The 22745-nt window shown below is 41.1% G+C and carries 24 protein-coding genes; 8 read left to right on the top strand and 16 right to left on the bottom strand.

What is annotated here, in order from left to right:
• From V7K62_RS06745 to V7K62_RS06705, 9 genes are all read right to left on the bottom strand, one after another.
• Positions 1-1269, bottom strand: a 1269-nt coding sequence (locus V7K62_RS06745) for a tetratricopeptide repeat protein (RefSeq protein ID WP_334862931.1), incomplete at its 3' end; no start/stop codon positions are given.
• The gene (locus tag V7K62_RS06740; protein ID WP_334862929.1) at positions 1266-2594 is read right to left on the bottom strand and encodes an ATP-binding protein; all 1329 of its coding nucleotides are present in this window, start codon (positions 2592-2594) and stop codon (positions 1266-1268) included. The genes V7K62_RS06740 and V7K62_RS06745, both read right to left, overlap by 4 nt.
• Positions 2587-2898, bottom strand: coding sequence for a hypothetical protein (locus V7K62_RS06735; RefSeq protein WP_334862927.1), 312 nt, complete (start codon positions 2896-2898; stop codon positions 2587-2589). The genes V7K62_RS06740 and V7K62_RS06735 overlap by 8 nt, the downstream gene beginning before the upstream one ends.
• A gap of 179 nt (positions 2899-3077) precedes the next feature.
• Positions 3078-4058, bottom strand: coding sequence for a 7,8-didemethyl-8-hydroxy-5-deazariboflavin synthase subunit CofG (gene cofG, locus V7K62_RS06730; RefSeq protein ID WP_334862925.1), 981 nt, complete (start codon positions 4056-4058; stop codon positions 3078-3080).
• Between the two features lie 113 nt (positions 4059-4171).
• Positions 4172-4933 (bottom strand): beta-carotene ketolase CrtW, encoded by a 762-nt coding sequence (gene crtW, locus V7K62_RS06725; protein ID WP_334862923.1) that lies wholly within the window; start codon positions 4931-4933, stop codon positions 4172-4174.
• 778 nt (positions 4934-5711) lie between these two features.
• Entirely contained in the window at positions 5712-6155 is a 444-nt protein-coding gene (locus tag V7K62_RS06720; protein WP_334862921.1) for an SRPBCC family protein, read from the bottom strand.
• A gap of 19 nt (positions 6156-6174) precedes the next feature.
• Positions 6175-6363, bottom strand: coding sequence for a CPXCG motif-containing cysteine-rich protein (locus V7K62_RS06715; protein ID WP_334862919.1), 189 nt, complete (start codon positions 6361-6363; stop codon positions 6175-6177).
• 11 nt (positions 6364-6374) lie between these two features.
• Positions 6375-8021: a B12-binding domain-containing radical SAM protein gene (locus V7K62_RS06710; RefSeq protein WP_334862917.1), complete on the bottom strand. Its 1647-nt coding sequence runs from the start codon at positions 8019-8021 to the stop codon at positions 6375-6377.
• 193 nt (positions 8022-8214) lie between these two features.
• Positions 8215-8412 carry a SemiSWEET transporter gene (locus V7K62_RS06705; RefSeq protein ID WP_334862945.1) on the bottom strand — a complete coding sequence of 66 codons (198 nt, stop codon included), beginning with the start codon at positions 8410-8412 and terminating at the stop codon, positions 8215-8217.
• Between V7K62_RS06705 and V7K62_RS06700 the strand changes: the two genes are divergently transcribed.
• Complete coding sequence (locus tag V7K62_RS06700; RefSeq protein WP_334862946.1) at positions 8339-8503, top strand: hypothetical protein; 165 nt, start codon at positions 8339-8341, stop codon at positions 8501-8503. The genes V7K62_RS06705 and V7K62_RS06700 overlap by 74 nt on opposite strands.
• Positions 8504-9004: 501 nt before the next feature.
• On the opposite strand, the gene V7K62_RS06695 is transcribed toward V7K62_RS06700, so the two are convergent.
• The 4 genes from V7K62_RS06695 to sufB all read right to left on the bottom strand — a co-directional run bounded on the left by V7K62_RS06695 (position 9005) and on the right by sufB (position 13998).
• Positions 9005-10267 carry a cysteine desulfurase gene (locus V7K62_RS06695; protein WP_334862915.1) on the bottom strand — a complete coding sequence of 421 codons (1263 nt, stop codon included), beginning with the start codon at positions 10265-10267 and terminating at the stop codon, positions 9005-9007.
• Between the two features lie 14 nt (positions 10268-10281).
• Positions 10282-11646 carry a Fe-S cluster assembly protein SufD gene (sufD, locus tag V7K62_RS06690; protein WP_334862913.1) on the bottom strand — a complete coding sequence of 455 codons (1365 nt, stop codon included), beginning with the start codon at positions 11644-11646 and terminating at the stop codon, positions 10282-10284.
• Positions 11646-12437, bottom strand: a complete 792-nt coding sequence (gene sufC, locus V7K62_RS06685; protein ID WP_334862911.1) for a Fe-S cluster assembly ATPase SufC — start codon at positions 12435-12437, stop codon at positions 11646-11648. Before sufC ends, sufD begins: the two co-directional genes overlap by 1 nt.
• 121 nt (positions 12438-12558) lie before the next feature.
• A complete protein-coding gene (gene sufB / locus V7K62_RS06680; protein ID WP_334862909.1) occupies positions 12559-13998 on the bottom strand; it encodes a Fe-S cluster assembly protein SufB in 1440 nt (479 codons plus the stop codon).
• Between the two features lie 246 nt (positions 13999-14244).
• Here sufB and sufR point away from each other — a divergent pair, with 246 nt between their 5' ends.
• The gene (gene sufR, locus V7K62_RS06675) at positions 14245-14925 is read left to right on the top strand and encodes an iron-sulfur cluster biosynthesis transcriptional regulator SufR (RefSeq protein WP_334862943.1); all 681 of its coding nucleotides are present in this window, start codon (positions 14245-14247) and stop codon (positions 14923-14925) included.
• A gap of 70 nt (positions 14926-14995) precedes the next feature.
• A complete protein-coding gene (locus tag V7K62_RS06670) occupies positions 14996-15256 on the top strand; it encodes a hypothetical protein (protein ID WP_334862907.1) in 261 nt (86 codons plus the stop codon).
• 206 nt (positions 15257-15462) lie between these two features.
• On the opposite strand, the gene V7K62_RS06665 is transcribed toward V7K62_RS06670, so the two are convergent.
• Positions 15463-16095, bottom strand: coding sequence for a hypothetical protein (locus V7K62_RS06665; protein WP_334862905.1), 633 nt, complete (start codon positions 16093-16095; stop codon positions 15463-15465).
• A gap of 328 nt (positions 16096-16423) precedes the next feature.
• The gene (locus tag V7K62_RS06660; RefSeq protein WP_012411120.1) at positions 16424-16750 is read right to left on the bottom strand and encodes a YbjQ family protein; all 327 of its coding nucleotides are present in this window, start codon (positions 16748-16750) and stop codon (positions 16424-16426) included.
• Positions 16751-17412: 662 nt separating this feature from the next.
• On the opposite strand from V7K62_RS06660, the gene V7K62_RS06655 reads away from it, so the two are divergent.
• Positions 17413-18093 carry a tetratricopeptide repeat protein gene (locus tag V7K62_RS06655; protein WP_334862902.1) on the top strand — a complete coding sequence of 227 codons (681 nt, stop codon included), beginning with the start codon at positions 17413-17415 and terminating at the stop codon, positions 18091-18093.
• A gap of 2 nt (positions 18094-18095) precedes the next feature.
• Here V7K62_RS06655 and V7K62_RS06650 read toward each other — a convergent pair whose 3' ends face one another.
• A complete protein-coding gene (locus V7K62_RS06650) occupies positions 18096-18998 on the bottom strand; it encodes an ABC transporter ATP-binding protein (protein ID WP_334862900.1) in 903 nt (300 codons plus the stop codon).
• Between the two features lie 167 nt (positions 18999-19165).
• Here V7K62_RS06650 and V7K62_RS06645 point away from each other — a divergent pair, with 167 nt between their 5' ends.
• From V7K62_RS06645 to V7K62_RS06630, 4 genes are all read left to right on the top strand, one after another.
• The gene (locus V7K62_RS06645; RefSeq protein ID WP_334862898.1) at positions 19166-20767 is read left to right on the top strand and encodes an alkaline phosphatase D family protein; all 1602 of its coding nucleotides are present in this window, start codon (positions 19166-19168) and stop codon (positions 20765-20767) included.
• Between the two features lie 179 nt (positions 20768-20946).
• The gene (locus V7K62_RS06640) at positions 20947-21192 is read left to right on the top strand and encodes a type II toxin-antitoxin system HicB family antitoxin (RefSeq protein WP_334862896.1); all 246 of its coding nucleotides are present in this window, start codon (positions 20947-20949) and stop codon (positions 21190-21192) included.
• A 2-nt stretch (positions 21193-21194) separates the two neighbouring features.
• Positions 21195-21413, top strand: a complete 219-nt coding sequence (locus V7K62_RS06635) for a type II toxin-antitoxin system HicA family toxin (RefSeq protein WP_334862894.1) — start codon at positions 21195-21197, stop codon at positions 21411-21413.
• A gap of 91 nt (positions 21414-21504) precedes the next feature.
• Positions 21505-22740 (top strand): AAA family ATPase, encoded by a 1236-nt coding sequence (locus V7K62_RS06630; RefSeq protein ID WP_334862892.1) that lies wholly within the window; start codon positions 21505-21507, stop codon positions 22738-22740.
• Positions 22741-22745: the final 5 nt, after the last annotated feature.

Genomic DNA, 22745 nt, shown 5'->3' with positions numbered 1-22745 from the left:
AAATTTCAGTGCTTGGTCGTAGGATGCGATCGCTTCTTCATTCCGTCCTAAATTGCCTAGCGCATAGCCCCGATTGTACCAAGCTTCGTGGTAATCTGGTTGAAATTTCAGTGCTTGGTCGTAGGATGCGATCGCTTCTTCATTGCGTCCTAAATTGCCTAGCGCATTGCCCCGATTGTACCAAGCTTCGTGGTAATCTGGTTGAAATTTCAGTGCTTGGTCGTAGGATGCGATCGCTTCTTCATTCCGTCCTAAATTGCCTAGCGCATTGCCCCGATTGTACCAAGCTTGGTCTTTATCTGGTTGAAATTTCAGTGCTTGGTCGTAGGATGCGATCGCTTCTTCAAAGCGTCCTAAATTATCTAGCGCATAGCCCCGATTGTACCAAGCTTGGTGGTAATCTGGTTGAAATTTCAGTGCTTGGTCGTAGGATGCGATCGCTTCTTCAAAGCGTCCTAAATTGCCTAGCACATAGCCCCGATTGTACCAAGCTTCGTGGTAATCTGGTTGAAATTTCAGTGCTTGGTCGTAGGATGCGATCGCTTCTTCATCTTCGTTACCAGTAATTAATAAATTCCCTAGTTCAAGTAGTAAACTGACCTTACGATTATCTGTCTGATCTTTTTCTATTAGCAAGTCTTGAATTTCCAAGACTTTCTCAATTTTTTGTTCCTGACTGAGTTTTAGATATTTCTCATAGTTTCCTTCCAACAGCAGGCGATTTGATTCTTGTTCTACTAAATCTGGTGTTGTAGGTAATTCAAAGACCCCAGAACGCCAATCAAAAAAATCTGGGGCGCGATGAATAAAATAGTTTATCGAAAATGAACGCAAAAGAAAAACAAAGCTAATTGAAAAATCATCTCTAAAGCGTTCTCGCTGTTGATTTAAGTGATTTAAAATATGCGGAACACTGGTTAAACTGCTAAATTTTCCTTCAGTAATTTCACCAAAACTTCTTTTTTCATACTTATATAAAGAATATTCCAGACCTTTAATCAATAAAATCTCAATTTGCTTGTCTTTAACAAACTCTGCTACTGGCTGATATAAATTATCAATCGACTCGACAAAGCGCAAAACTTCAACCTTCTTCTGCGGAATCTCCTGGGGAAGTTTGACAATAAACTTGTCTGCTTCCCCAGGTGTACATTGCACAAAAAATAAACCAAATCCTGATTTTCGCTTCAGTGCGCGAAGCAAGTCTTGATAAGCTTCTTCAGGTTCTGCGGGTAAATCATCATCCCAATCATTTAAATTTGGGTTCATGAAAGTTTCGCTACGGCTTCCTTAAATTCTGGAATTCCTTGAATCAATGGATGAATATCATACCAACGCTGCATCTCTCCATCACCATCCAAATAGCGGTATTCTAAAAGACAGCGATTATACATCAAACTCCGATACAAGTCATCATTAATAATGCGCTTAGAACAAGACACTTCCGCTAAAAGACACCATTGATTATTTTCCACAGCGCGGCGATAAGTATCTCTGGCTTGAGTAATCGCTCGTCGCACCGCCTTTTCTGAAACAGGTAATTCTTCAGTGCGTCCAATGGCATCTTGAGTTAACAATAGCAAATTTCTCACATGACCTCCACTCATCAAACAAAGTCTGTCTAAGGTTTGGGGACTGTCGAAAATTTCCTTTTCTAGTGATAGTTCGGGTGCAATTTGCCGGACTCGCTTGTTAATTACTTCCTTAACTTTCTTGAGTCCTGGCTGGTAAATGTCCCCCTTGAGAGTGTTTACCATAATCATCGGCAAAATTTGGGGGTCGCCGTAGATATCTCTGAGGTCTGTTGCTCTGGTAGAATAGACCATTGAAATGGGGACAGTGTAAATCAAATGGCAATCTAAAGCTTGGAGTTGTTCGCTACGGTCTAAAAAGACTTCCTCATAGTTGGTGCGGCCGTCGCCGTCTTTGACTAACACCATCCGGTCTAAATTATCGACAATTACCGCCAGTTTATTGTAGCCATTAGGTAAGTGCTGTTTTGCATCCACCAGAAACTCATTTAACACCTGAATTAAAGTGACGGTGTGGGGATTGATTTTTTGGCGAATCTTCTGGCGTAATTCAGGAACAGCTCTTATATTTGCGGTCAACTTGGCGAATTGAGCAAGCTGCACTTCTACAGCCATCTTCTCAAACTCTATGGGAGTCAGCGCTAAATCTTTTAAATCTTCCCAACGACTATTTAACCAGTTGAGTATAGGGTCAGGACTAGCAATTCCTTTTAAATCTTTGAGCAAACGGCGGGTACAGGCGAGGAGTATATCTGTATATTGGGCATCTTCAGAATCGATATCTTCTTCATCAGCCGCAAAATAGACCACATAAAATTGCCGATTTTCTAAATATTTCTTTAACCTGAGTAATTCTGTAGACTTTCCCGCACCCCGATGACCAGAATACAATTGGCAAGTATTTGTATTTGCCAATTGCATCCGATTTCCCAACTCTTGCTCAATATCCGCATCTCCCCGCACATCTTGACAATCTACATATTTTGGATCACCTGCGGGTAAGGGTTCAAAGGGGTTAAAGGCGTTGTAGAGGTTTGAGAGTAAGTCAGTACTATTAACCATAGGTAAAAAATATAGCAATGATGCTTATAATAATCGAGATTATAGAGTATTGAAGTGCGTTCATCCAGTTCAAAGACTCGTTAACGGAGTTCAGAGGTGGATTCATCCAGTTCAAAGACTCGTTAACGGAGTTCAGAGGTGGATTCATCCAGTTCAAAGACTCGTCAACGGAGTTCAGAGGTGGATTCATCCAGTTCAAAGACTCGTTAACGGAGTTCAAAGGTGGATTCATCCAGTTCAAAGACTCGTTAACGGAGTTCAGAGGTGGATTCATCCAGTTCAAAGACTCGTTAACGGAGTTCAAAGACTCATCAACTAATAGAGTATCGATTCAGTTATCAAAACCTAACCCCCCAGCGCCCTTCCCTAGTAGGGAAGGGGGAGCCAAACTCCCCTCTCCGCTTCGGAGAGGGGTTGGGGGAGAGGTTCTTTCAGGATTACTGAATTGGTGTTCTAGATGGGAAAATCTCTACTTCCCTGTTCTTACAAAAGAGAAACTGGTGTTAAAATTTTTCGCCACTGTCTCACTGCTGTTTGTAATTCCCCCGACAACCAGCTATCAAATTGCGGATAAACTGGCGATCGCGGCACCAATTCCCACCCCGCAGGTTGTAAAATTTCTCTTAATGCCTGTTCCTGAACATGGGGATAATCGGGATTCACTTCATCTTTTGGCCCAATTCCGCCCAAATCTCTCGCACCAGCTTCCATACAAGCGAGTAACCATTGGTCATCTTTAACTAAATTGGGCGGAATTTGAATAGTAATATCTGGCGGTAAAATCTGACGCGCCCGAAAAATGACTTCTGGTAACTGATGGGGATCAAAGGGAGGTGCATCAAAGGTTTGCTGATGTCCTGGACTATGAGGTTGCAAGATAACTTCTTGAATGTGGTGATAACGTTGATGCAAGTCAGATATAGCTGTTAATGTTTCCCACCAATCATCAACTGTTTCCCCAATTCCCAACAGTAACCCAGTTGTAAAGGGAATCTTTAACTCTCCCGCCCATTGCAATTGTTGTAAACGAACTTCTGGTAATTTACTCGGTGCGTGCCGATGTACACTATTTAACAATGTTGGCGTTAACTGTTCCAACATCAGCCCCATCGAAACATTCACACCCTTGAGCTTTTGCATTTCCTCAAAACTCAGTGGCCCCGCATTTGTATGCGGTAAAAACCCCATTGAAAGCGCTAATTCACACAAATCATAAATCCGCCCAAACCACGCCTGACGCTTTGCCGAATGGGGATGCACTTCACCGCTAAGTATGAGAATTTCACAGACTTTTTCGTTTTGAAGTGGTTTTAAAATATTGTCTGCATCTGAAAGACTCATCCAGGGACTTTTACCGGGTTCGCTGCGAAAGTTGCAGTAACTACACCGATTAAAGCACTCGTAAGTGGGAACGATTGTATAAGCAGGGCTATAGGTTACAAAACGAGAATTATTAATTGACATAAGCAGAATAAATTTTCTCTTAGTAAGCAGCCCCAGAGTTATTTTAAGGGCTGGAGACGCTGACTACAAACCTTTAATTATTCACGCCCACTTATTTATTAGATAAATCAGAACTATTTCGCTTTGAAAATTTCTGGTAACTGCCACCAAGGAACATGAGGATACTCGTGATGTTCTTCGTGGTAGCCAAAATGATAGCAGGTGATAAATGACCACCAAATTGGACGGCTAATCGTTTGGGCACAATGAGGCTGAATATAGCCTCCGATTGGTTCGCTATGTGGGAGGAAAGTACCAAAATAAAATAATTGGAATGAACTTAAAAGAGAAGGAAACACCCAAAAGTAATTTAGATTATCACTGGGTATATGTAGTATATATTTTGCAAAGTTATAAATAATGCTTAGGGCAATTATTTGTCCCCAACTCCAGTAACCTTTCATGAAGTGTAAATACCAAGCAAAGAAGTTTTTGTGTTTACCATTATGAAAATCTGGGTCTATTTGAGTTGCTGGATTTTGATGGTGTAACCAATGCTTTTTCAATAATTTTTTATATGGTAAAAGACCATAAAGAGACAGGGTTAATGTCCCAATATGATGGTTAATTTTAGTGTTCTGGGGAAACACTACCCCATGCATAGCATCATGAGATGTAATAAATAATCCCGTATATAAAAATGTCTGCCAAGCTATGCTAGGCAATAGCATCCAAAGTTTTAACTTGGAGATGTCAAGGGGAAGTAATAAACTCAAGCTAATGACCCATACACTAACAATGACAATAGCAATGAAAAGTCCTTTAAACTGAGATTTACTTTTCACTACTGGAGTCAGTTTTGTTTGATGACTGGGTGGTTGTTCTAATTGAATCACGCTTTTACTCCGCCTAGTATTCAGATGAAAATTCCTAAAATATAGTCACCACAAAAAGCACTAACCACCAGCCAGAAAACTCTATTAGTGGTCAGTGTTTTACATTGGATAGTGCCAATACTTTAAGATATTTAGAAATATTAAGATACTTTAACTATTATTACACATAGAATCTCTAAACCAACAACTGTTTTTGGTTTAGAGGTTGGGCTATCTACGTGATAATAATGATATTTATAGTGATTTTAATAACTCATGTTTTTGGTGTGAGACTTTCTAAGTAGCCGAAGCTTGGGGAAAAGACGGTAACATAATTAGCTGCAACAGTAGGGAATGAAGTGGAGTAATTCGTGCATGATGCTGTAGCCGTTGAGATCCCAAACTAATGTAAGCTAGAAAATGATCATCGCCAAGCGATCGCTCCAAAGTTCAGACTGAAGATTAAACCTCAACTCTAAGGATGAGGTTTTCAAGCTTTTCAGGAAACACTTTGAAATTAGCAAAATAGTATAGTATTTATAATGTCAAAAGAATCTAATCTAAATTAGAGGTTGTTTGAAAAGTATTTAGCTGTGATTTTAGGTACTTGTTGATCCCCCAATTTATCGGGGGATTTCGGGGGATATAAAACGTTTTGCTACTAAGAAAAGGACTTTTCAAACATCCTCTTAGAAAATTTACTGATTTTTATTGTCAAAACTAAGAAAGATAAGATGATAAGTATGGCTCCTAGTAAGCTAAAAATCTGGAGCCAATTACTACAAGAGAATGCTCATAATTACTCGCATTCTCGTTTAGTCACATAGTGGCGGTAGCGAAACATTGCTTCTAGTTGCGCTTGCACTAGCCAACCACTGACAAATTCAACTGTTCCTCCACCAGGCATAGAGAAAGAAATCGCGTCAGTTAATCTGGTTTTGCCATCTTCCGGTTCAAATTCATGTCGATGTACCCAATATTCAAAGGGGCCAGATATCTGTTCGTCGGTAAACAGGCGATTTTTTTCACATTCGGTATGACGCGCTAACCAAGTTAAAGGTAATGGGCCGAGAAACAGGCGAAATTCGGTGATAGCGCCTACATTCAGCCCCCCCTCACGACGAACTACTTGTACTGGTTGCCAAGGTGGATTCAATATTTGCAAAATATCTGGCCTTTCGTGAAATTTCCAAACTACTTCAGGTGAGGCATTAATTACTGAGGAATGTTTAAAGTGCAGCATGGAAAGAAAAACCTAAAATTCAACTTTCGGATTCGGTATCAATTTCGATATCTAGGGTATCTTCATCAACCCGCACATATAGAATATTTGGGTTACAGCAAACTTGACAATCTTCAACGTAAGATTGCTGTAACCCAGCACTCAAATCGATAAAAGTTAAGTTCGGTTCGCCGCAATAGGCGCAGTAATACTCAGCTGTGTTTTGCATCAAGTTTTCAGCTATGAATTCAATGGCTGTAATTCTTTTGGGGATGGATTGATATAACTCTTAGCATCAGCCAAATGCTTTAGTAGTGTAGACTGTGGCAAAGGCCCTTGCAAGTGGCTCCAGGGTAATACTTGTTCTGTTGACCATTCGGCGTGGACGTAGAAATCTAAATCGGGGATTTGTCCTTTGAGTTGCTTGAAAGCACGTTTGTAGCTACCCAAGGAATCGCCAAAGTCACGAGTAAGTTCAAGAAGTTGGGAGAGTCTGCGATCGCCTCTCGATAACAAAGCTTGTATAATTGACCAATTATAGCTTTCTGGACGAAACTCTATCCCCTGTGGTTTTAGCTGCTTTTGCAAAAACTGCAACCGCTTTTCGGCTTGACGATTTACTCCAAACCATTGAAACGGTGTGTGTGCTTTGGGTACAAAGGTGCTGCATCCAAATGTTAAGCGCAATCCCGGCGCAGCTTTTTTGATATTACGCATCATCGTTACAGTTTGCTCTAAATCTTCTGCTTCTTCACCAGGAATTCCGGCCATTCCGTAGAGTTTCAAGCTTTTTAATCCGCCAGCTTTGGCATTTACGGCTGCTTGGATAATTTCATCGTTATGCAGCTTTTTGTTGACGATTTGCCGGATTTTCTCAGAACCACTCTCTACAGCAATGGTAAGCGATCGCGTGTCTCGTTTCGTCAAAGTTTCTGCTAACTGCACTGTTACGGTATTAGTTCGCACTGAGGCAATACTGAGACGGATATCATCGTACTTTGGCTGACTAATATAATCTAGCAAAGTCTCAAATTCTGGATGTTGAGTTACTGAAGCCCCCAATAATCCTAACCGATTTGTGACTTCTAAACCTTTGGCGATCGCTGGAATTAATGAATCTTCCAGACTGGCTGTTCTAAAAGGTAATGTGAGATAACTCGCCAAACAAAAGCGGCACATTTCGGGACAACTTCTCACCACTTCCACCATGTAAATATTTTCCCATGCCGCTTTTTCGGTAACTACAGTCGAAGCCGATAGTGTATTTCCTCTGTAAGTCTGCTTTTGCACCACTGCGGGAATTTCGGGAGAAATTGGTTTAATTGACTTTACTGCACCATCTATTGTGTGATATTCCACCTCATATAGACTAGGTACATAAATTCCTGGTATTTGTGCAAGTCTTTTTAGTTGAGTTTGTCTTGAGGCATTTCTTACTTCTTTGTAAGCCTCAATAAAATTCCCTAACAGGGTTTCGCCATCCCCCAGTAAAACGACATCAAAAAAATCTGCAAAAGGTTCGGGGTTAGCAGTGAGAACGGGGCCACCACCAAAAATTATTGGATGAGAATCATCACGAGAGGTTCCTCGAATGGGAATTTCTAAAAATTCCAGTAAATTTAAAATATTCACATAATCCAGTTCCCACGAAATAGAAAATCCCACAATTTCCGGCGTTCTGGGGAGTTGTTCGTGAGTATCGGTAAACAGGCGACTCACCTGCACATCATCACGCATTGCAAAAGTTGCCCACACTACCTGATAGCCAAGGCTTGTGATACCTACGCTGTACTCATTGGGAAAAGCGAAGATTATGGGGATAGCGTTGGTGTCTGGGGTGGTGGGTGTAAATAGAAGGCGTTCAGAGTCAAATACAGATGATGTCACAGGGGTTTCTTTTGGGTGTTTGAATAATGCAGTCTCATAGAACTTCGCGTCTACACAGGTAATAAACTACCCTTCATTTTCTTGTCGGCAAGCGGTTACGCCAACGAAAGGCTACACGAACGTGGCTTTCATTTTAGTCCGCGCAGACTGACGAGAGTTTGTGTAGCCTCGATTTATAGTCGCCAGGGCTTCTTTATCTATATTTAATTTTAAGCCATAGAATTATCAAGTTAAAAAACAATGTCACGCTATTAGCAAGAATAATTGGTAATGATTGTAGATATATTCCATAAATTAACCACAAAAAAACACCAGTTATGAATGTAATTAGCGTCACCAAAGAAACATCTTTTGCTGATTTTGTTCGCCACGTTTTAAACATCTGTGGCAAAAAAGAGATTGTGGTTATTGTGGCAGCCGCTAATCCTAGAATTGTCAGAAAATCCATGCGATGCAACCATATCAATTCATTTGTAGTGTAACGCTAGAGTAACACTTGCATTACATTATTTCGATTTTGTTGTGTTATTTTCATTCTTGATTCAGCTTTTATTATTTGGCTTTTTGATATAAGATTTCGCCCAAGCATAGGGCTGTGAATCTTTGTTTATACATCTTATTTCTACCTAAATATTGCTCTCTTATGAATCCCATTTAACTGGAGTAGCAGCATCTCAAAAAAAGCAAATTAGCAGGGAAAATGTTTGACGATGAGTTATATCTATACGGGAATTGATGCTGTTAAAACTAGAGGATAAAGATGTAATTACAGCACATAATTTGTTAAATTTAGCTCCAATTGGAGTGCTTAATTTTTCGTTACATAATTATTAATTTCCCCGCCGAACTACTTATCTAAAGTAAAGTCACTGGATGAGACTTTAGTTGCTCTTGTAAAGAATCCAAATAATTAAATTGTGCCAATTATTAGCAAGTTCTGTTACTGATAATTGGCACAATTAGTATCTGAATATTTTGTAACTTTAAGCAAGAAAACCCGCAAAAAAGTCTAGGGTTTCTTTCAGTGCTTTGATGAAAATATCAATTTCTTCGCGGGTGTTGTAGAAAGATAGACTTGCTCGTGCGGTTGCAGCAAGACCTAAATAACGGTGTAATGGTTGAGTACAGTGATGTCCAGAACGAATAGCAACGCCTTCTTGATCTAATAATGTAGATAAGTCGTTAGCGTGGACTTCCCCGGCGGTGAATGACGCAAGAGCGGCTCTACCTTCTCCTTTAGCATTTGGTTTGGGGCCGTAAATTCTAATTTGGGGAATTTGCTCTAATTGTTGGAACAAATAAGCTGTTAATTCTGCTTCGTAGGCGTGGATTTTATCCATGCCGATACTGCTAAGATAATCTATCGCAGCACCAAGTGCGATCGCTTCTCCAATCGCAGGTGTACCAGCTTCAAATTTATGCGGTAATTCGGCGTATGTGGAATGGTCTAAATATACCTCTGCAATCATCTCACCACCACCAAAAAATGGTGGCATTGATTCTAACAATTCCAGCTTGCCATACAAAAATCCTATCCCAGTTGGCGCACACATTTTATGACCAGAAGCTACCAACCAATCACAATCTATCTGCTGTACATCAATAGGGAAATGAGGGACACTTTGACAAGCATCAACTAAGAATTTAGCACCATATTTGTGAGCGATCGCACCAATTTCCTCTACTGGATTAATACAACCCAAAGCATTAGAAATATGCACCACCGACACCAATTTTGTTTTGTCGGAAATCAGCTTTTTAAACTGTGACAAATCAAAAGTCTCTTCTGGTGTCAGTTCCACGAATTTCAGTACTGCACCTGTTCTTTGTGCTACCAATTGCCAAGGCACAATATTACTGTGGTGTTCCATCACCGACAGAATAATTTCATCTCCAGGCTGCAAACTATTCATTCCCCAGCTGTAGGCTACTAGGTTAATCGCCTCAGTTGCGTTGCGGGTATAGACGATTTCCTGACGGGATGCAGCATTAATGAATTTAGCAACTTTATCTCTAGCACCTTCATAAGCATCGGTAGCTTTAGCACTTAGGGTATGGGCACCGCGATGCACATTAGCATTATATTGCTCGTAATAATCCCGTAGGGTATTTAACACCAACAAAGGCTTTTGTGATGTCGCAGCATTATCGAGATAAACCAGGGGTTTATCGTTGACTTTCTGATGTAATATCGGGAAGTCAGCGCGAACTTTATCAGCAAGAGTTTTGGTAGAGGTAAAAGTCATTGGTAGATTAGTTATTACTCATTAGTCAGGGACTTGAGATTATTGACTGTGTTTAAAAGGATTTCTCGCAGAGAGGGAACTGGTATTTGGTTGATGATTTCAGCGGCGAAGGCGTTAATTAACAACTTCCGAGCATCGTTTTCATCAATTCCGCGACTTTGCAGATAGAATATTTCATCATCTTCCAATTGGCTAACGGTAGCACCGTGAGCGCATTTGACATTATCGGCAGTAATTTCCAATTGGGGTTTGGTATCAACCCTGGCTTTAGATGATAACAGCAAATTCCGATTCATCTGGACTGCATTTGTCAACTGCGCCAGCTTGGGAACCAAAACTTTACCATTGAACACCGCATGAGCGCGATCGCCTACAATACATTTATGCAATTGGTCACTTGTACCGTGAGGATGGTTGAGTGCGATCGCACTGTGAGTATCAGACAATTGCTTACCAGAAATTATCGTCAAACCGTTGAGAGTAGTTTCAGTCTGCTCACCAGTTTGCAAAATCTCCAAATTGTGCCGTGACAACTTCGCACCTAAAGTTATGGCATGACAAGTATATCGACTATCACGAGATTGTGCGATCGCAGTTTTCCCAATATGAAAAGCCTCTGCACCTTCTCGCTCAATCCTAGTGTGACTCACCTCGGCATTGTCACCAACCCAAATTTCTGTAACCGCATTGGTAAGATAGACTCCTTTCTCTGCGCCTCTGCGGTTCGTATACTCCTCAACCAACGTCACCTGCGAACCACCTTCCGCCACCACCAAACAACGCGGCTGTGAAATCGTCGCCGTCTCCCCAGCAACCGAAATAAACACCAAATGAATTGGCGTTTCAACTACCACATTCTTCTTCACCCACACCACGGCTGCATCAACTATCCCAGCCGTGTTGAGAGCGGTAAAAACTTCCTGCGCTCCCTCAGCTTGAGCTAAATACTGCTGTACAGCCTCCTGCTCAACCAGAGGTAAGCCAGTCAAATTACTCACCAAAATACCAGATGGCAAATCTGAAACTGCGGATAACTCCGGTGCAAAGACACCATTAACAAATACCAAACGACTGTTAGCCGCTTCTGGCAAAATATCAAATTCTAAAGATGCGTAATTTCCCGTCCCTACATTAAATTGCACCTTTCGCAAAGACGACAAATCAGTAAATCGCCATTCTTCCTCGCGGGTAGTCGGGATAATGGAGTGACGTACCCAATTCGCAGCACCTTCACATAATTCCTGCAACCAACCTTCTGTTTTCGTTGCAGTTACTTGATTTAACAACCCAGTCAGATAATCATCTCTATCTAACAGAGTCGATGTCAAACTGACTACATTTGAATTAGGAACTGGACTAGGAGATATTTGAATACTCATTATACACCCACCTCAGCAGCTGCAAATTCTTCTAGCACCCAGTCATAACCGCGAGACTCTAATTCAAGTGCCAGTTCCTTACCACCACTGGTGATAATCTGCCCTTGTGCCATCACATGCACAAAATCAGGCACAATATAATCAAGTAATCGCTGATAGTGAGTAATCAAAATTGTGGCATTTTCAGGGCTAGACAGTTGATTTACCCCATTGGCCACAATTCGGAGCGCATCAATATCCAAACCCGAATCTGTCTCATCCAAAATCCCTAACTTTGGTTCCAGCAGAGCCATTTGCAGAATTTCATTCCGCTTTTTCTCACCACCAGAAAACCCTTCATTCAAACTGCGACTGAGAAAACTGGGATTCATCTTCACCACATCCAGCTTTTCTTCAATCAAATCGTCAAAATCAAAAGCGTCTATTTCCTCTAAACCTTGCGCCTTGCGACGGGAATTATACGCCACCCGCAAGAAATCCAAATTGCTCACACCCGGAATTTCTAACGGATACTGAAACGCCAAAAATACCCCACTTCTGGCGCGTTCTTCCGGTTCCAATTCCAGCAGATTTTGCCCCTGAAAAATCACCTCACCGCCAGTCACCTGATATGCTGGATGTCCAGCCAACACCTTAGAAAAAGTACTCTTACCAGAACCATTCGGCCCCATAATCGCATGAATTTCACCCGATCGCACTTCCAGATTCACACCCTTAAGAATCGGTGTCCCATCAACATTAGCCGTCAGATTCCTTACTGACAGCACAATTTCACTATTTTCAATAATCATGTTCTCTCTCTTCTTTTTTGGTTCGTAGTAGCCGCTTTAGCGCTTTTCTCCAGCGCTAAAGTGCTGACTACAAGCGTTAATCTTTTCGGTTTCTAGCGACGTAAAATGCTGACTAGAAGCGCTATCCGACACTGCCTTCCAACTTCAAACTCAACAACTTATCAGCTTCCACAGCAAACTCCATCGGTAGCTGATTGAAAACATCCTTACAGAAGCCGCTAATCATCATTGAAATGGCATCTTCTGAAGAAATACCCCGTTGAGCAAAGTAAAATAACTGATCTTCCCCAATCTTAGAAGTAGAAGCTTCATGCTCCACCTTCGCACCCTTATTTTGCACCTGGATGTAGGGGAAAGTATTGGCATGGGCATTATCCCCAATCAGCATTGAGTCGCACTGAGAATAATTTCTCGCCCCTTTCGCCGTCGGGTTAACTTTCACCAAACCCCGGTAGCTATTACTAGAATTACCTGCGGAGATTCCTTTAGAAATAATTGTGCTGCGGGTATTCTTACCAACGTGAATCATTTTGCTGCCGGTATCGGCTTGCTGCTTATGATTTGTCAGCGCCACCGAGTAAAACTCACCCACAGAGTTATCACCCACCAACACGCAGCTAGGATATTTCCAAGTAATTGCCGAACCTGTTTCTACTTGAGTCCAGGAAATCTTGGAATTTACGCCCTGACACAAACCGCGTTTGGTGACAAAGTTGTAAATACCACCTTTACCGTTAGCATCTCCAGCGTACCAGTTTTGGACAGTGGAGTATTTAATTTCGGCGTTGTCGAGGGCGACGAGTTCCACAACGGCGGCGTGCAGCTGGTTGCTGTCATACATCGGTGCAGTGCAACCTTCGAGGTAAGAAACATAACTACCTTCTTCGGCGACAATCAAAGTCCGCTCAAATTGTCCCGTGTCACCAGAGTTGATGCGGAAGTAGGTAGATAGTTCCATTGGGCATTTCACGCCTTTAGGAATGTAGACAAAGGAACCATCGCTAAATACGGCGGCGTTCAAGGCGGCAAAATAGTTGTCAGCGATGGGAACAACGCTACCCAGGTATTTTTTGATCAGTTCTGGGTGTTCTTGCAACGCTTCCGAAAACGAACAGAAAATAACGCCATCTTCCGCTAGCTTTTCTTTAAATGTAGTAGCGACAGAGACGCTATCGAAAATCGCATCAACGGCGACATTTGCCAGCCGCTTCTGTTCAGATAGGGAAATGCCTAACTTCTCAAAGGTTTCTAAAAGAGTTGGATCAACTTCGTCCAAACTGTTTAGTTTTTCCTTCTTACGTTTCGGCGCTGAGTAGTAAATGATATCCTGATAATTGATTGGCGGATACTTGACATTCGGCCAAGTTGGTTCCGTCATTTTTTGCCACTGGCGATAAGCCCTGAGGCGAAAGTCCAGCATGAACTGCGGCTCGTTCTTCTTGGAGGAGATCAAGCGTACAACGTCCTCGTCTAGTCCACGCGGAATAGTGTCGGCCTCAATATCGGTGATAAAGCCGTACTTGTAGGGTTGGTTGACTAAGGTTTTGACAGTGGCACTCATCAGTAATAATCTCTCGTGTTCGGAACTTGAATCTCTATAAGGATGGGAGTCGGACTTTTCTTTAGCCGATTCCCATCTCGCGTTACGGAATGGTTACACGGCTGCTAGAATAGTGGTGGAGACTAAAACAACTTCATTGTTGTTTAACCTATCTTCATTTTACGCTAGATTAACAACAACAATGTTGTCAAAGTCAAATTTTCAAAGAAATTTTTGGGACGTTCGCTGAACGTCTCGCACCAGAAGATGGCGACTACTCACCAGTCCTCAACCAAGCAAGATATCCTAGAGTATCTGCACAAACACGAAAAAGCAACGGCTTTGGAGCTAGCTGAAGTTTTAGACGTTACCCCCCAAGCGATTCGTCGCCATCTCAAGGATTTGGAGACGGAGGAGCTAGTTTTGTATTCGTCAACAGTACAGGCGGGGATGGGGCGTCCGCAGCATATTTATCAACTGAGTCGTCAGGGACGCGATCGCTTGCATCGCACAATGAGCGATCGCTTTGGTGATGGCCACGGCAATTTTGCGGTTTCGCTGCTAGACACCTTAGCCGAAACGATGGGACATGACCAATTTAAATCGATTTTAGAGAAACAGTGGCAGCGCAAAGCACTAGAATACCGCGATCGCGTGGGTAGCGGTTCACTGCGGGAACGTGTAGCCAACTTAGTAGAATTGAGAAAAGCAGAAGGCTTCATGGCAGAGTATCACGCTGTTGATGTAAATGATTGCTTTGAGAGCGATCGCTTAATCTTAATGGAGCATAACTGCGCTATCTCCAACGTTGCCGAGTCTTTTCCTAGTATCTGTGGTCACGAATTAGAAATGTTTGCTGCCGTCTTACCAGATTGTACCGTAGAACGCACCCACTGGATTATTGATGGCGAACATCGTTGTGGCTATTTAGTAAAAGTTCGCAAGTAAAAGCTTTATTATTTAGTAATTAGTCCTTTTTTTTAATAACTAATGCCCAACTAAGTTTAAGATAACGTTTATGGACGTACTACCACAGCAACCATCAGCACAATTTTTAACTCTGGAAGAGTCAGCAAAAGTAGATGCGGCCTTGTTGTCTTCCCCAGAAAAGTTTTTAACAAGATTGACAATTTCATCACTTAAGCTTTTAAAGCATATCGCCCAAGAATACGGCGTTGCTATTGAAGATTTGACACCACAGCAAGTAATTGCCTGGTTTGAAAAAGATGGCAAAATTCGACGTGAGCAGGGAATTGAAGGCTCATATCTGAAATGGTGATATGCGGTAGTAAAGTTTTTGTTGCATTTACTTGTAAAAAATAACCATACAAAATATCGCGCTTCTAAAAAACGGAAATGTTTCTTAGAAGCGCGATATTAAGAGATAAGATATGCTGCTACCACTCTTAAATAATAAATAAAAAGCACCTTTTTTCAAGGTGCTTTTATTTAAAATAAATAACAATTGATTTTTCAAACAATTATTTAAGCATTGTAATTTTTAGCGCGAGGACTACGAGCTCCAGTTACGGCTCCAATCATTGAGGCTATTAAACCTAATAAAGAACCAAACACAAACCACCACAATCCCGAACGTAAATTAGCTGCTGCGTCACGAGCTTGTTGGGCACTTATGTTTGTTTGTGGTACATTAACACTACCTTGCTGTTGTACCTGGTTTATGACTGCCCCAGCGTTAGAAGCAGCAACACCAAAAGCACCAGATACTCCACTTGCTAACAGCCAAGAGCTAACAGCCAAAGTCGTTGCCCAAAGAATTGCGCCGTTGAGAAGAGCTGTATTGCGGTTCATGGGCCCACAAGCACGGGTTGTAACCCAACCACCAGTAAACAGGGAAATTAGTAAAGCGATAGTTGACCAAAGCCCCGCATTACCCGCAGCATTAGGGGCAATGCTTCTAGGTGCACCTGAACCTTCAACTGCGCCTGCCGCAAACGCACCAATTATAGCGCTCAAAATTAATTGAGTGGCTAAAGCAACCAACAAACCAGAAATAATCGGCCCCCAGCGAACAAGATCATGATATTCAGCCACTCGGCCTGCTACGACAGCTTCATTAGAAATAACGTCATCACCTGTTCGATTTACGTATGACATTGCTTATGTTCTCCAGTGCTGTTTCAGCAAACTATATTTCAGGTATATTCAAATGTTTATGCTTAAGATTAAATAACTAAATCATCTGTTTTCATATCTATCAATAGAAATATTTAATGAATATATCTTCAGTGATAAAAAACCAACACCTTTAACAATTTTTAATCAAATTCAGTATTTATTTATTATTTAATGATTCTTGAGAAGTTAAAATACAGTTATTAACTGCTATATATAATAATCCATCGCCAGAAAATTAGACTTAATACAAAACTTTGTAACCTTTATTAAAAAATCATCAGAAAGTAATTAGACAGGCAATAAAAGACTAACGCATCTTTACAGCAGTGCCTGTGGCAGTAATCAGCAAAAGAACTCCTGACTGGTCAAGATTGATTGTACCAGTATCAATTTCAATTCCGATTACAGCATTTGCTCCTAAACGTTGTGCGCGTTGTTCTAATTCTTCTAGTGCCTTGCGTTGACCCTGCTCAAATAGACGCTCATAGCTAGCAGTGCGTCCACCGATAATATCTCGAATGCCAGCTAAAAAATCCCGCAAGAAATTGCTGCCGTAAACTACTTCTGCTGTGACAATACCTAAATACGACTCAATCACGGCTCCTTGAATCACATCAGTGGTAGTTATAATCATAAATTAATCTCCTAGATAGGATAGGCGTTGATATTTATTATTCAAATGTTTATCAAAATACTTTAACAACTGTAACTATGATTACAGAATACAGATTTCATAAACATTCTCTCAAAGAACTTTAGATTGCGCTTTAAGATTTAGTATTGTCCTAAACAGAAACCAGAACTTAAAGGAACATTTGACTGATTAAATTTATCTTATCGTGTAATGACCAAAAAAGGATGTGAACGTCTGGATGATGACTGAGCAAAGGGTAGTATTAAGCACTAAAAATGTGAGAAAATTTGGATACAGAGTCAGCAAATTATTAAATGAAATAAAAAACCGGAATAAATGTCAAAGCCTGTAAGCTTGACGCATCAGCATCTAGAATTAAGTTAGATGCCTGTTAGGTTTTTCCGGGTAACACGTATAACTACTGATAAAAAAAGGTGTCCTTTTGCTATAGTACTGATTTATATGTCGGGTAACTTCACATCCTCATTGATAGCTTATACTTCATCCTTCAGTAAAAACTCTGGTTTGTAGCGCTGAATGTAAAGGAAACGAGAATGAACTATAAACATCTTAATCAATACGAAGAAATACAGTTTTCAAAAGTCCATATTTTTGTTTTAATGTACAAGAAAAAAGTTCTCTAAAATTTCAGGAAATTTACTGTGTACAAGCCAACATCATTCGTGTTTAGTGTGGTGTTACTAGGATGTTTTGCCTTCACGATACCTTCTGTAGCTCAGGCTCAGGTATTAGTGGCACAAGCCAAAAACCCAGAGTTAAAGCAGTTGCTAGAAGAAGGACGGAGGTTAGTAAATGCCGGCGATTATGGTGGTGCGATCGCTGTTTATCAGCAAGCAGCTAGTTTAGATCCCAAGAATGCTAAAATCCATTCAGGCATTGGGTATTTATACGCTCAACAGGGAAATTACCAGGCAGCATTAACAGCTTATCGTCGGGCGATCGCTATTAACCCTAACAACAGTGATTTTTACTACGCTGTGGGTTACATCAAAGCCAATTTGGGTGACACACCTGGGGCAAAGGAAGGCTACCGTCGTGCCATACAGCTGAACCGTAACAATGTTAACGCCTATTTAGGATTGGCTGTGACCCAATCTCGTATGGGAGACTATAGTGCAGCAACCTGGGCATACCAACAAGCCATCGATTTGGATAAAAACAATGCCCAGACTTATGAGTTGATGGGTTCGATGTATAAACAGCGACGACAAACCAAACAAGCAAACAGCTTGCTTCAGAAAGCTCGTGACTTGTACAAGCGGCGCAATGACTCAGATGGCGTAGAAAGGGTAGAAGCCATGCTGCGACAGTTAGGAGGATGAGGTTAATCTAACTGGCGTCCCGTTAATTCCACAAAAATATCTTCCAGGTTAGAGGGACGCACCATCATTCCGGTTTTATCGGGCTGTTCATTCAAGTAGATATTTGCTGCTTCCAAGGATGGGAAAAACAGATATTCCCAATTACGAGCGCCATCACTTCCCACATTAGACACACCTAATTGTTTCATCACCAAACCTTCACCGTGAGCCGAACGCAGCTGTTGTAAAGTTCCCAAAGAAATCAGCTTACCGCTATCCATAATACCGATGCGTCCTGGCTTGGTAGAACCAAAGGCATCGCACAAAAATTCGACCTCATCCATATAATGGGTCGTCAGTAGCATCGTCATCCCTTGTTTATTCAAATCTCGAATAATTTCCCAGAGGCGTCGCCTGGTTTGGGGGTCTAGTCCTACCGTTGGTTCATCCAAAAACAAAATTTGCGGTTGATGCAATAAAGCTCTCGCAATTTGCAACCGTCGTTTCATACCCCCAGACAGGGTTTTTACCAAATCATCACGTTTATCTGCCAGTTCAACATACTCTAGCCATTGATTAATCAATTTTTGTCGCTGCGGGTTACTAATGTGATGTAGTCTCCCGTGCAGTTCCATATTTTCCCAGATGGTTAAATCGTTATCCACACTGACTTGCTGCAAGACTACGCCAATACTCTGTTTTGCCAACATTGCTTGGCTCATCACATCATATCCACCTACTTCAATCCGTCCTTGGGAGGGTTTGGTGAGTGTGGTCAGCATCCGAATTGTGGTTGATTTACCCGCACCGTTTGGGCCAAGTAGAGCAAATATCTCTCCCGCTTCAATTTGGAATGACAGGTCATTGACTACAGGTACATTGTTGTAAAACTTGTAGACATTTTCTAGAGAGACAGCAGCAGTCATGGATAAATTTGCTCACACCAGTTCACGATCAACATTACCATTCTGATTAGATCAAACTAAATATATTTTATTAACCCTTATATAACTCAATCTTTACTTATTACCATAACAGGGTGTGGTAAACACTTATCCTGTAATACTTTAGTTTAAGGTTGCTATTATTTAGTATGGAATCTCATCACCCATCGAAGCTAAATCGGCGCCAGTTTTTGCTACGTTCAGCTATCACAGCCGGTGGAATTATTTCCACAAATCTTGTAGCCAAATCACCAGTTTTTGCCGAAGCACCTGCAATTATCACCTCTGATAAAATGCGTCCTGCTATACCTTATGGTGTAGCAAGCGGAGACATATCTAACGATAGCATTGTCATTTGGAGTCGGAGCGATCGCCCCGCCAAAATGATCGTAGAATATTCTACCAGCGAATCTTTTCGCAATGTGCAGCGAGTTGTCGGGCCTAATGCCTTAAAAAATAGCGACTTTACAGCACGACTTTATCTGAAGAATCTACCACCAGACCAAAATTTATTTTATCGGGTGATTTTCCAAGATTTAGATTATCAAGGTACTTACAGCGCTCCTTTTCACGGTACTTTCCGAACTCCCCCCAAATCTGGACGAGATATATTCTTTGTTTGGGGTGGCGACACCGCCGGTCAAGGATGGGGTATTAATCCTGATTTTGGTGGGATGAAAATTTACGAAACTATGCGTCAACTTCATCCCGATTTTTTTATCCATTCAGGCGATAATATTTATGCTGATAGCCCGATTCAATCAGAAGTGACTTTAGACGACGGAACAATTTGGAAAAACATCACCACACCAGAAAAATCCAAAGTTGCAGAAACCCTCACAGAATTTCGTGGCAATTATACATACAATTTGCTGGATGAAAATATCAAGCATTTCAATGCTGAAGTTCCCATATTGGCACAGTGGGACGACCACGAAACCAGAAACAACTGGTATCCTGGGCAAATTATCCTCAACGATGACCGTTATATAGTTAAGGATGTTAACTTGCTAGCCCAAAGAGCAAGACAAGCGTTTTTAGAATATCTGCCTATTGGATATGCAAGCAATAATCCAGATAAAGCGAAAATTTATCGCTCTTTCAACTATGGCCCATTACTAGACATTTTCATGCTGGATGAGCGCACCTACCGGGGGCCAAATAGTCCCAATAATCAGCCAGTACCAAGTAAAGAAACAGATTTTTTGAGCAGAAAACAAGTGCAATGGTTGAAAAGGCAATTGCTGTCATCAAAAGCGACATGGAAAGTGATTGCTAGTGATATGCCTTTGGGACTGATAGTTAGAGACGGTAGCACAGATTTTGAAGCCTGGGCGAATGGAGATGGCCCAGCTTTAGGAAGAGAATTAGAACTTGCCGATTTACTACGATTTATCAAAAACAAAAATATCCAGAATGTTGTTTGGTTAACTGCTGATGTACATTACGCAGCAGCCCACTATTACGACCCCGCCAAAGCTCAGTTTACCGACTTCAAGCCTTTTTGGGAGTTTGTTGCTGGGCCCCTTAACTCTGGCACATTTGGGCCAAACGAATTAGAAAATACTTTTGGCCCACAATTGATATTTCAAAGCCTCCCTCCAGGTACAAAAGCAAATCGACCGCCAAGTGAAGGTTTGCAATTTTTTGGAGGAGTTAAAATTGATGGAAATACAAAGGTGATGACGGTAACATTGCGTAACTTGGCTGGGAAAATTCTTTACAGTGTAGATTTACCGCCAGAAAAATAAATCGGCGAAATTTAACCAGTTAGATAGAGTAATTACGCAATTTTTTACTTTGTCTGCTGGCTTTGCTGTTTTTTGCTGAGATGTTGAAGAATGAAAAAATTGTGCGATGCCTGCGGCGGGCTTTGCCTACGCTACTGTTAGGAGCTAAATTTAGATAGGTAATAGATTTTTTAATTGCTATGCTGGCAAGCTACATTGACCAAGCAATGGAACTAGCGGTTTATGAGATCATTGAAGATGATCAAACTTATTGGGGTGAAATTCCAAGTTTACAAGGAGTCTGGGCAAATCATCAAACGCTAGAAGGATGTAGGCGGGAATTAAGAGAAGCTTTAAGTGATTGGTTGGCGCTACGGTTACATTTGGGGTTAACGATTCCTGTAATTGCTGGTATCAACCTCAATGAACTGACCAAACCTGTATAAAAATGTCTAGATTAACCCCTGTTTCTTGGCGTGATTTAGTAAAACGTCTGCAAGAGTTGGGTTTTGAAGGCCCATTTGCAGGAGGAAAGCACCCACAAATGCGGCGAGGTGATGTTACTGTAATTATTACCAATCCTCATGAGGGTGATATTAGTGTGGGTCTATTATCGCGGCTATTACGACAAGCTGGAGTTTCTCGTGAAGAATGGTTAGGTGAGTGAAACTTTAAAGGTGTATTAAACTCTGCAATTTACACCCTCAGTTGGTATCAAAAGTATTAGGAATATAATTTTAGCATTTTTGGAGTTGATCATGCTTAAGCAACTCATCCTGGAAAACTGGAAAAGTTTCCGTTACGCGGAGCTTCCACTTGACCCATTGACTGTTCTGATTGGTACAAATGCGAGTGGTAAGTCTAATGTGGTTGAAGCTTTGGAATTTTTACAAAGAATAGGACGAGGTGAGAATATTGAAGCGGCATTAGCAGGAGATAAAACGCTTAGTTCTATTCGAGGTGGTGTAGAATGGGCAGCACTTAAACCAGAAACTAAATTTACGCTCAACGTGTTAGTAAATGGAAAGTATACTAAAGTTGATTACCTCTACACTATTACTGTGGAAACTAAACCGCATACGCAGCTTTTAGATGAGTCTTTAATACTAATTAAACATAGCTTAAATAATAATGAAGAACCATATCAAGAAAAATTATTCCAAACAGATAATCCATCATTTCATACTCCCAGCATTACTGTACACTTCTATGATACAAGTACTGTAAAATCACAAGAGTTTAGGCGCAATCGGTCTATACTTAGCCAGTTGATAGGGCTTTCTATGAAAATGGTTGAAGCAATTAATGTTGTTTCTCAAAGTCTAGAAAATATATTTATTTTGGACTCTATTCCCTCTAAGATACAGGATTATTCACCACTATCTGACAAGTTGGAAAGTGATGGTTCTAACATTGCTGGTGTCTTAGCAGCATTAACTGAAGAACGAAAAAATGAAGTAGAATTAACTCTATCTCACTACATCAAATATTTACCAGAAAGGGATATTCAAAAAGTATGGGCAGAACCAGTTGGTAGACTTAACACTGATGCGATGCTTTACTGTGAAGAAGAATGGAAACCTGGAGAGGTGAGACTGATAGATGCTAAAATTATGTCAGATGGAACTCTCAGCTTTCTAGCAATACTCACAGCATTACTTACTCAACCTGAAGGTAGTCAACTAGTAATTGAAGAAATAGATAACAGGCTGCATCCCTCGCGTGCAGAATTACTTGTAAGGATACTACGAGAAATTGGTCAAAAAAGAAAAATTGATATTTTACTTACTACCCATAACCCAGCTTTGCTTGATGCTTTAGGCCCAGAGATAGTTCCTTTTGTGGTTGTAGCACACCGCGATTCTGAAACTGGAGAAAGCAAGCTGACTCTTTTAGAAGATATTGATAATTTTTCTAAGTTATTTGCATCATATTCTTTGGGTGATATGACAACTAAGGGTGCAATTGAAAGAAGCCTTTCTCATAATGAATAGTTACT

Source organism: Nostoc sp., assembly GCF_036917935.1.
Lineage (GTDB): Bacteria > Cyanobacteriota > Cyanobacteriia > Cyanobacteriales > Nostocaceae > Nostoc.
This window is presented reverse-complemented; position numbering and strand designations above follow the sequence as displayed.

Excerpts from the sequence above, each read along its gene's own strand:
- sufD (WP_334862913.1), bottom strand. The coding sequence starts at position 11,646 with ATGAGTATTCAAATATCTCCTAGTCCAGTTCCTAATTCAAATGTAGTC.
- sufR (WP_334862943.1), top strand. The coding sequence starts at position 14,245 with ATGGCGACTACTCACCAGTCCTCAACCAAGCAAGATATCCTAGAGTAT.
- V7K62_RS06640 (WP_334862896.1), top strand. The coding sequence starts at position 20,947 with ATGCTGGCAAGCTACATTGACCAAGCAATGGAACTAGCGGTTTATGAG.
- sufB (WP_334862909.1), bottom strand. The coding sequence starts at position 13,998 with ATGAGTGCCACTGTCAAAACCTTAGTCAACCAACCCTACAAGTACGGC.
- V7K62_RS06630 (WP_334862892.1), top strand. The coding sequence starts at position 21,505 with ATGCTTAAGCAACTCATCCTGGAAAACTGGAAAAGTTTCCGTTACGCG.
- V7K62_RS06695 (WP_334862915.1), bottom strand. The coding sequence starts at position 10,267 with ATGACTTTTACCTCTACCAAAACTCTTGCTGATAAAGTTCGCGCTGAC.
- V7K62_RS06740 (WP_334862929.1), bottom strand. The coding sequence starts at position 2,594 with ATGGTTAATAGTACTGACTTACTCTCAAACCTCTACAACGCCTTTAAC.
- V7K62_RS06660 (WP_012411120.1), bottom strand. The coding sequence starts at position 16,750 with ATGATTATAACTACCACTGATGTGATTCAAGGAGCCGTGATTGAGTCG.
- V7K62_RS06650 (WP_334862900.1), bottom strand. The coding sequence starts at position 18,998 with ATGACTGCTGCTGTCTCTCTAGAAAATGTCTACAAGTTTTACAACAAT.
- V7K62_RS06715 (WP_334862919.1), bottom strand. The coding sequence starts at position 6,363 with ATGCAAAACACAGCTGAGTATTACTGCGCCTATTGCGGCGAACCGAAC.
- sufC (WP_334862911.1), bottom strand. The coding sequence starts at position 12,437 with ATGATTATTGAAAATAGTGAAATTGTGCTGTCAGTAAGGAATCTGACG.
- cofG (WP_334862925.1), bottom strand. The coding sequence starts at position 4,058 with ATGTCAATTAATAATTCTCGTTTTGTAACCTATAGCCCTGCTTATACA.
- V7K62_RS06665 (WP_334862905.1), bottom strand. The coding sequence starts at position 16,095 with ATGTCATACGTAAATCGAACAGGTGATGACGTTATTTCTAATGAAGCT.
- V7K62_RS06700 (WP_334862946.1), top strand. The coding sequence starts at position 8,339 with ATGAATGTAATTAGCGTCACCAAAGAAACATCTTTTGCTGATTTTGTT.
- V7K62_RS06645 (WP_334862898.1), top strand. The coding sequence starts at position 19,166 with ATGGAATCTCATCACCCATCGAAGCTAAATCGGCGCCAGTTTTTGCTA.
- V7K62_RS06635 (WP_334862894.1), top strand. The coding sequence starts at position 21,195 with ATGTCTAGATTAACCCCTGTTTCTTGGCGTGATTTAGTAAAACGTCTG.
- V7K62_RS06720 (WP_334862921.1), bottom strand. The coding sequence starts at position 6,155 with ATGCTGCACTTTAAACATTCCTCAGTAATTAATGCCTCACCTGAAGTA.
- V7K62_RS06670 (WP_334862907.1), top strand. The coding sequence starts at position 14,996 with ATGGACGTACTACCACAGCAACCATCAGCACAATTTTTAACTCTGGAA.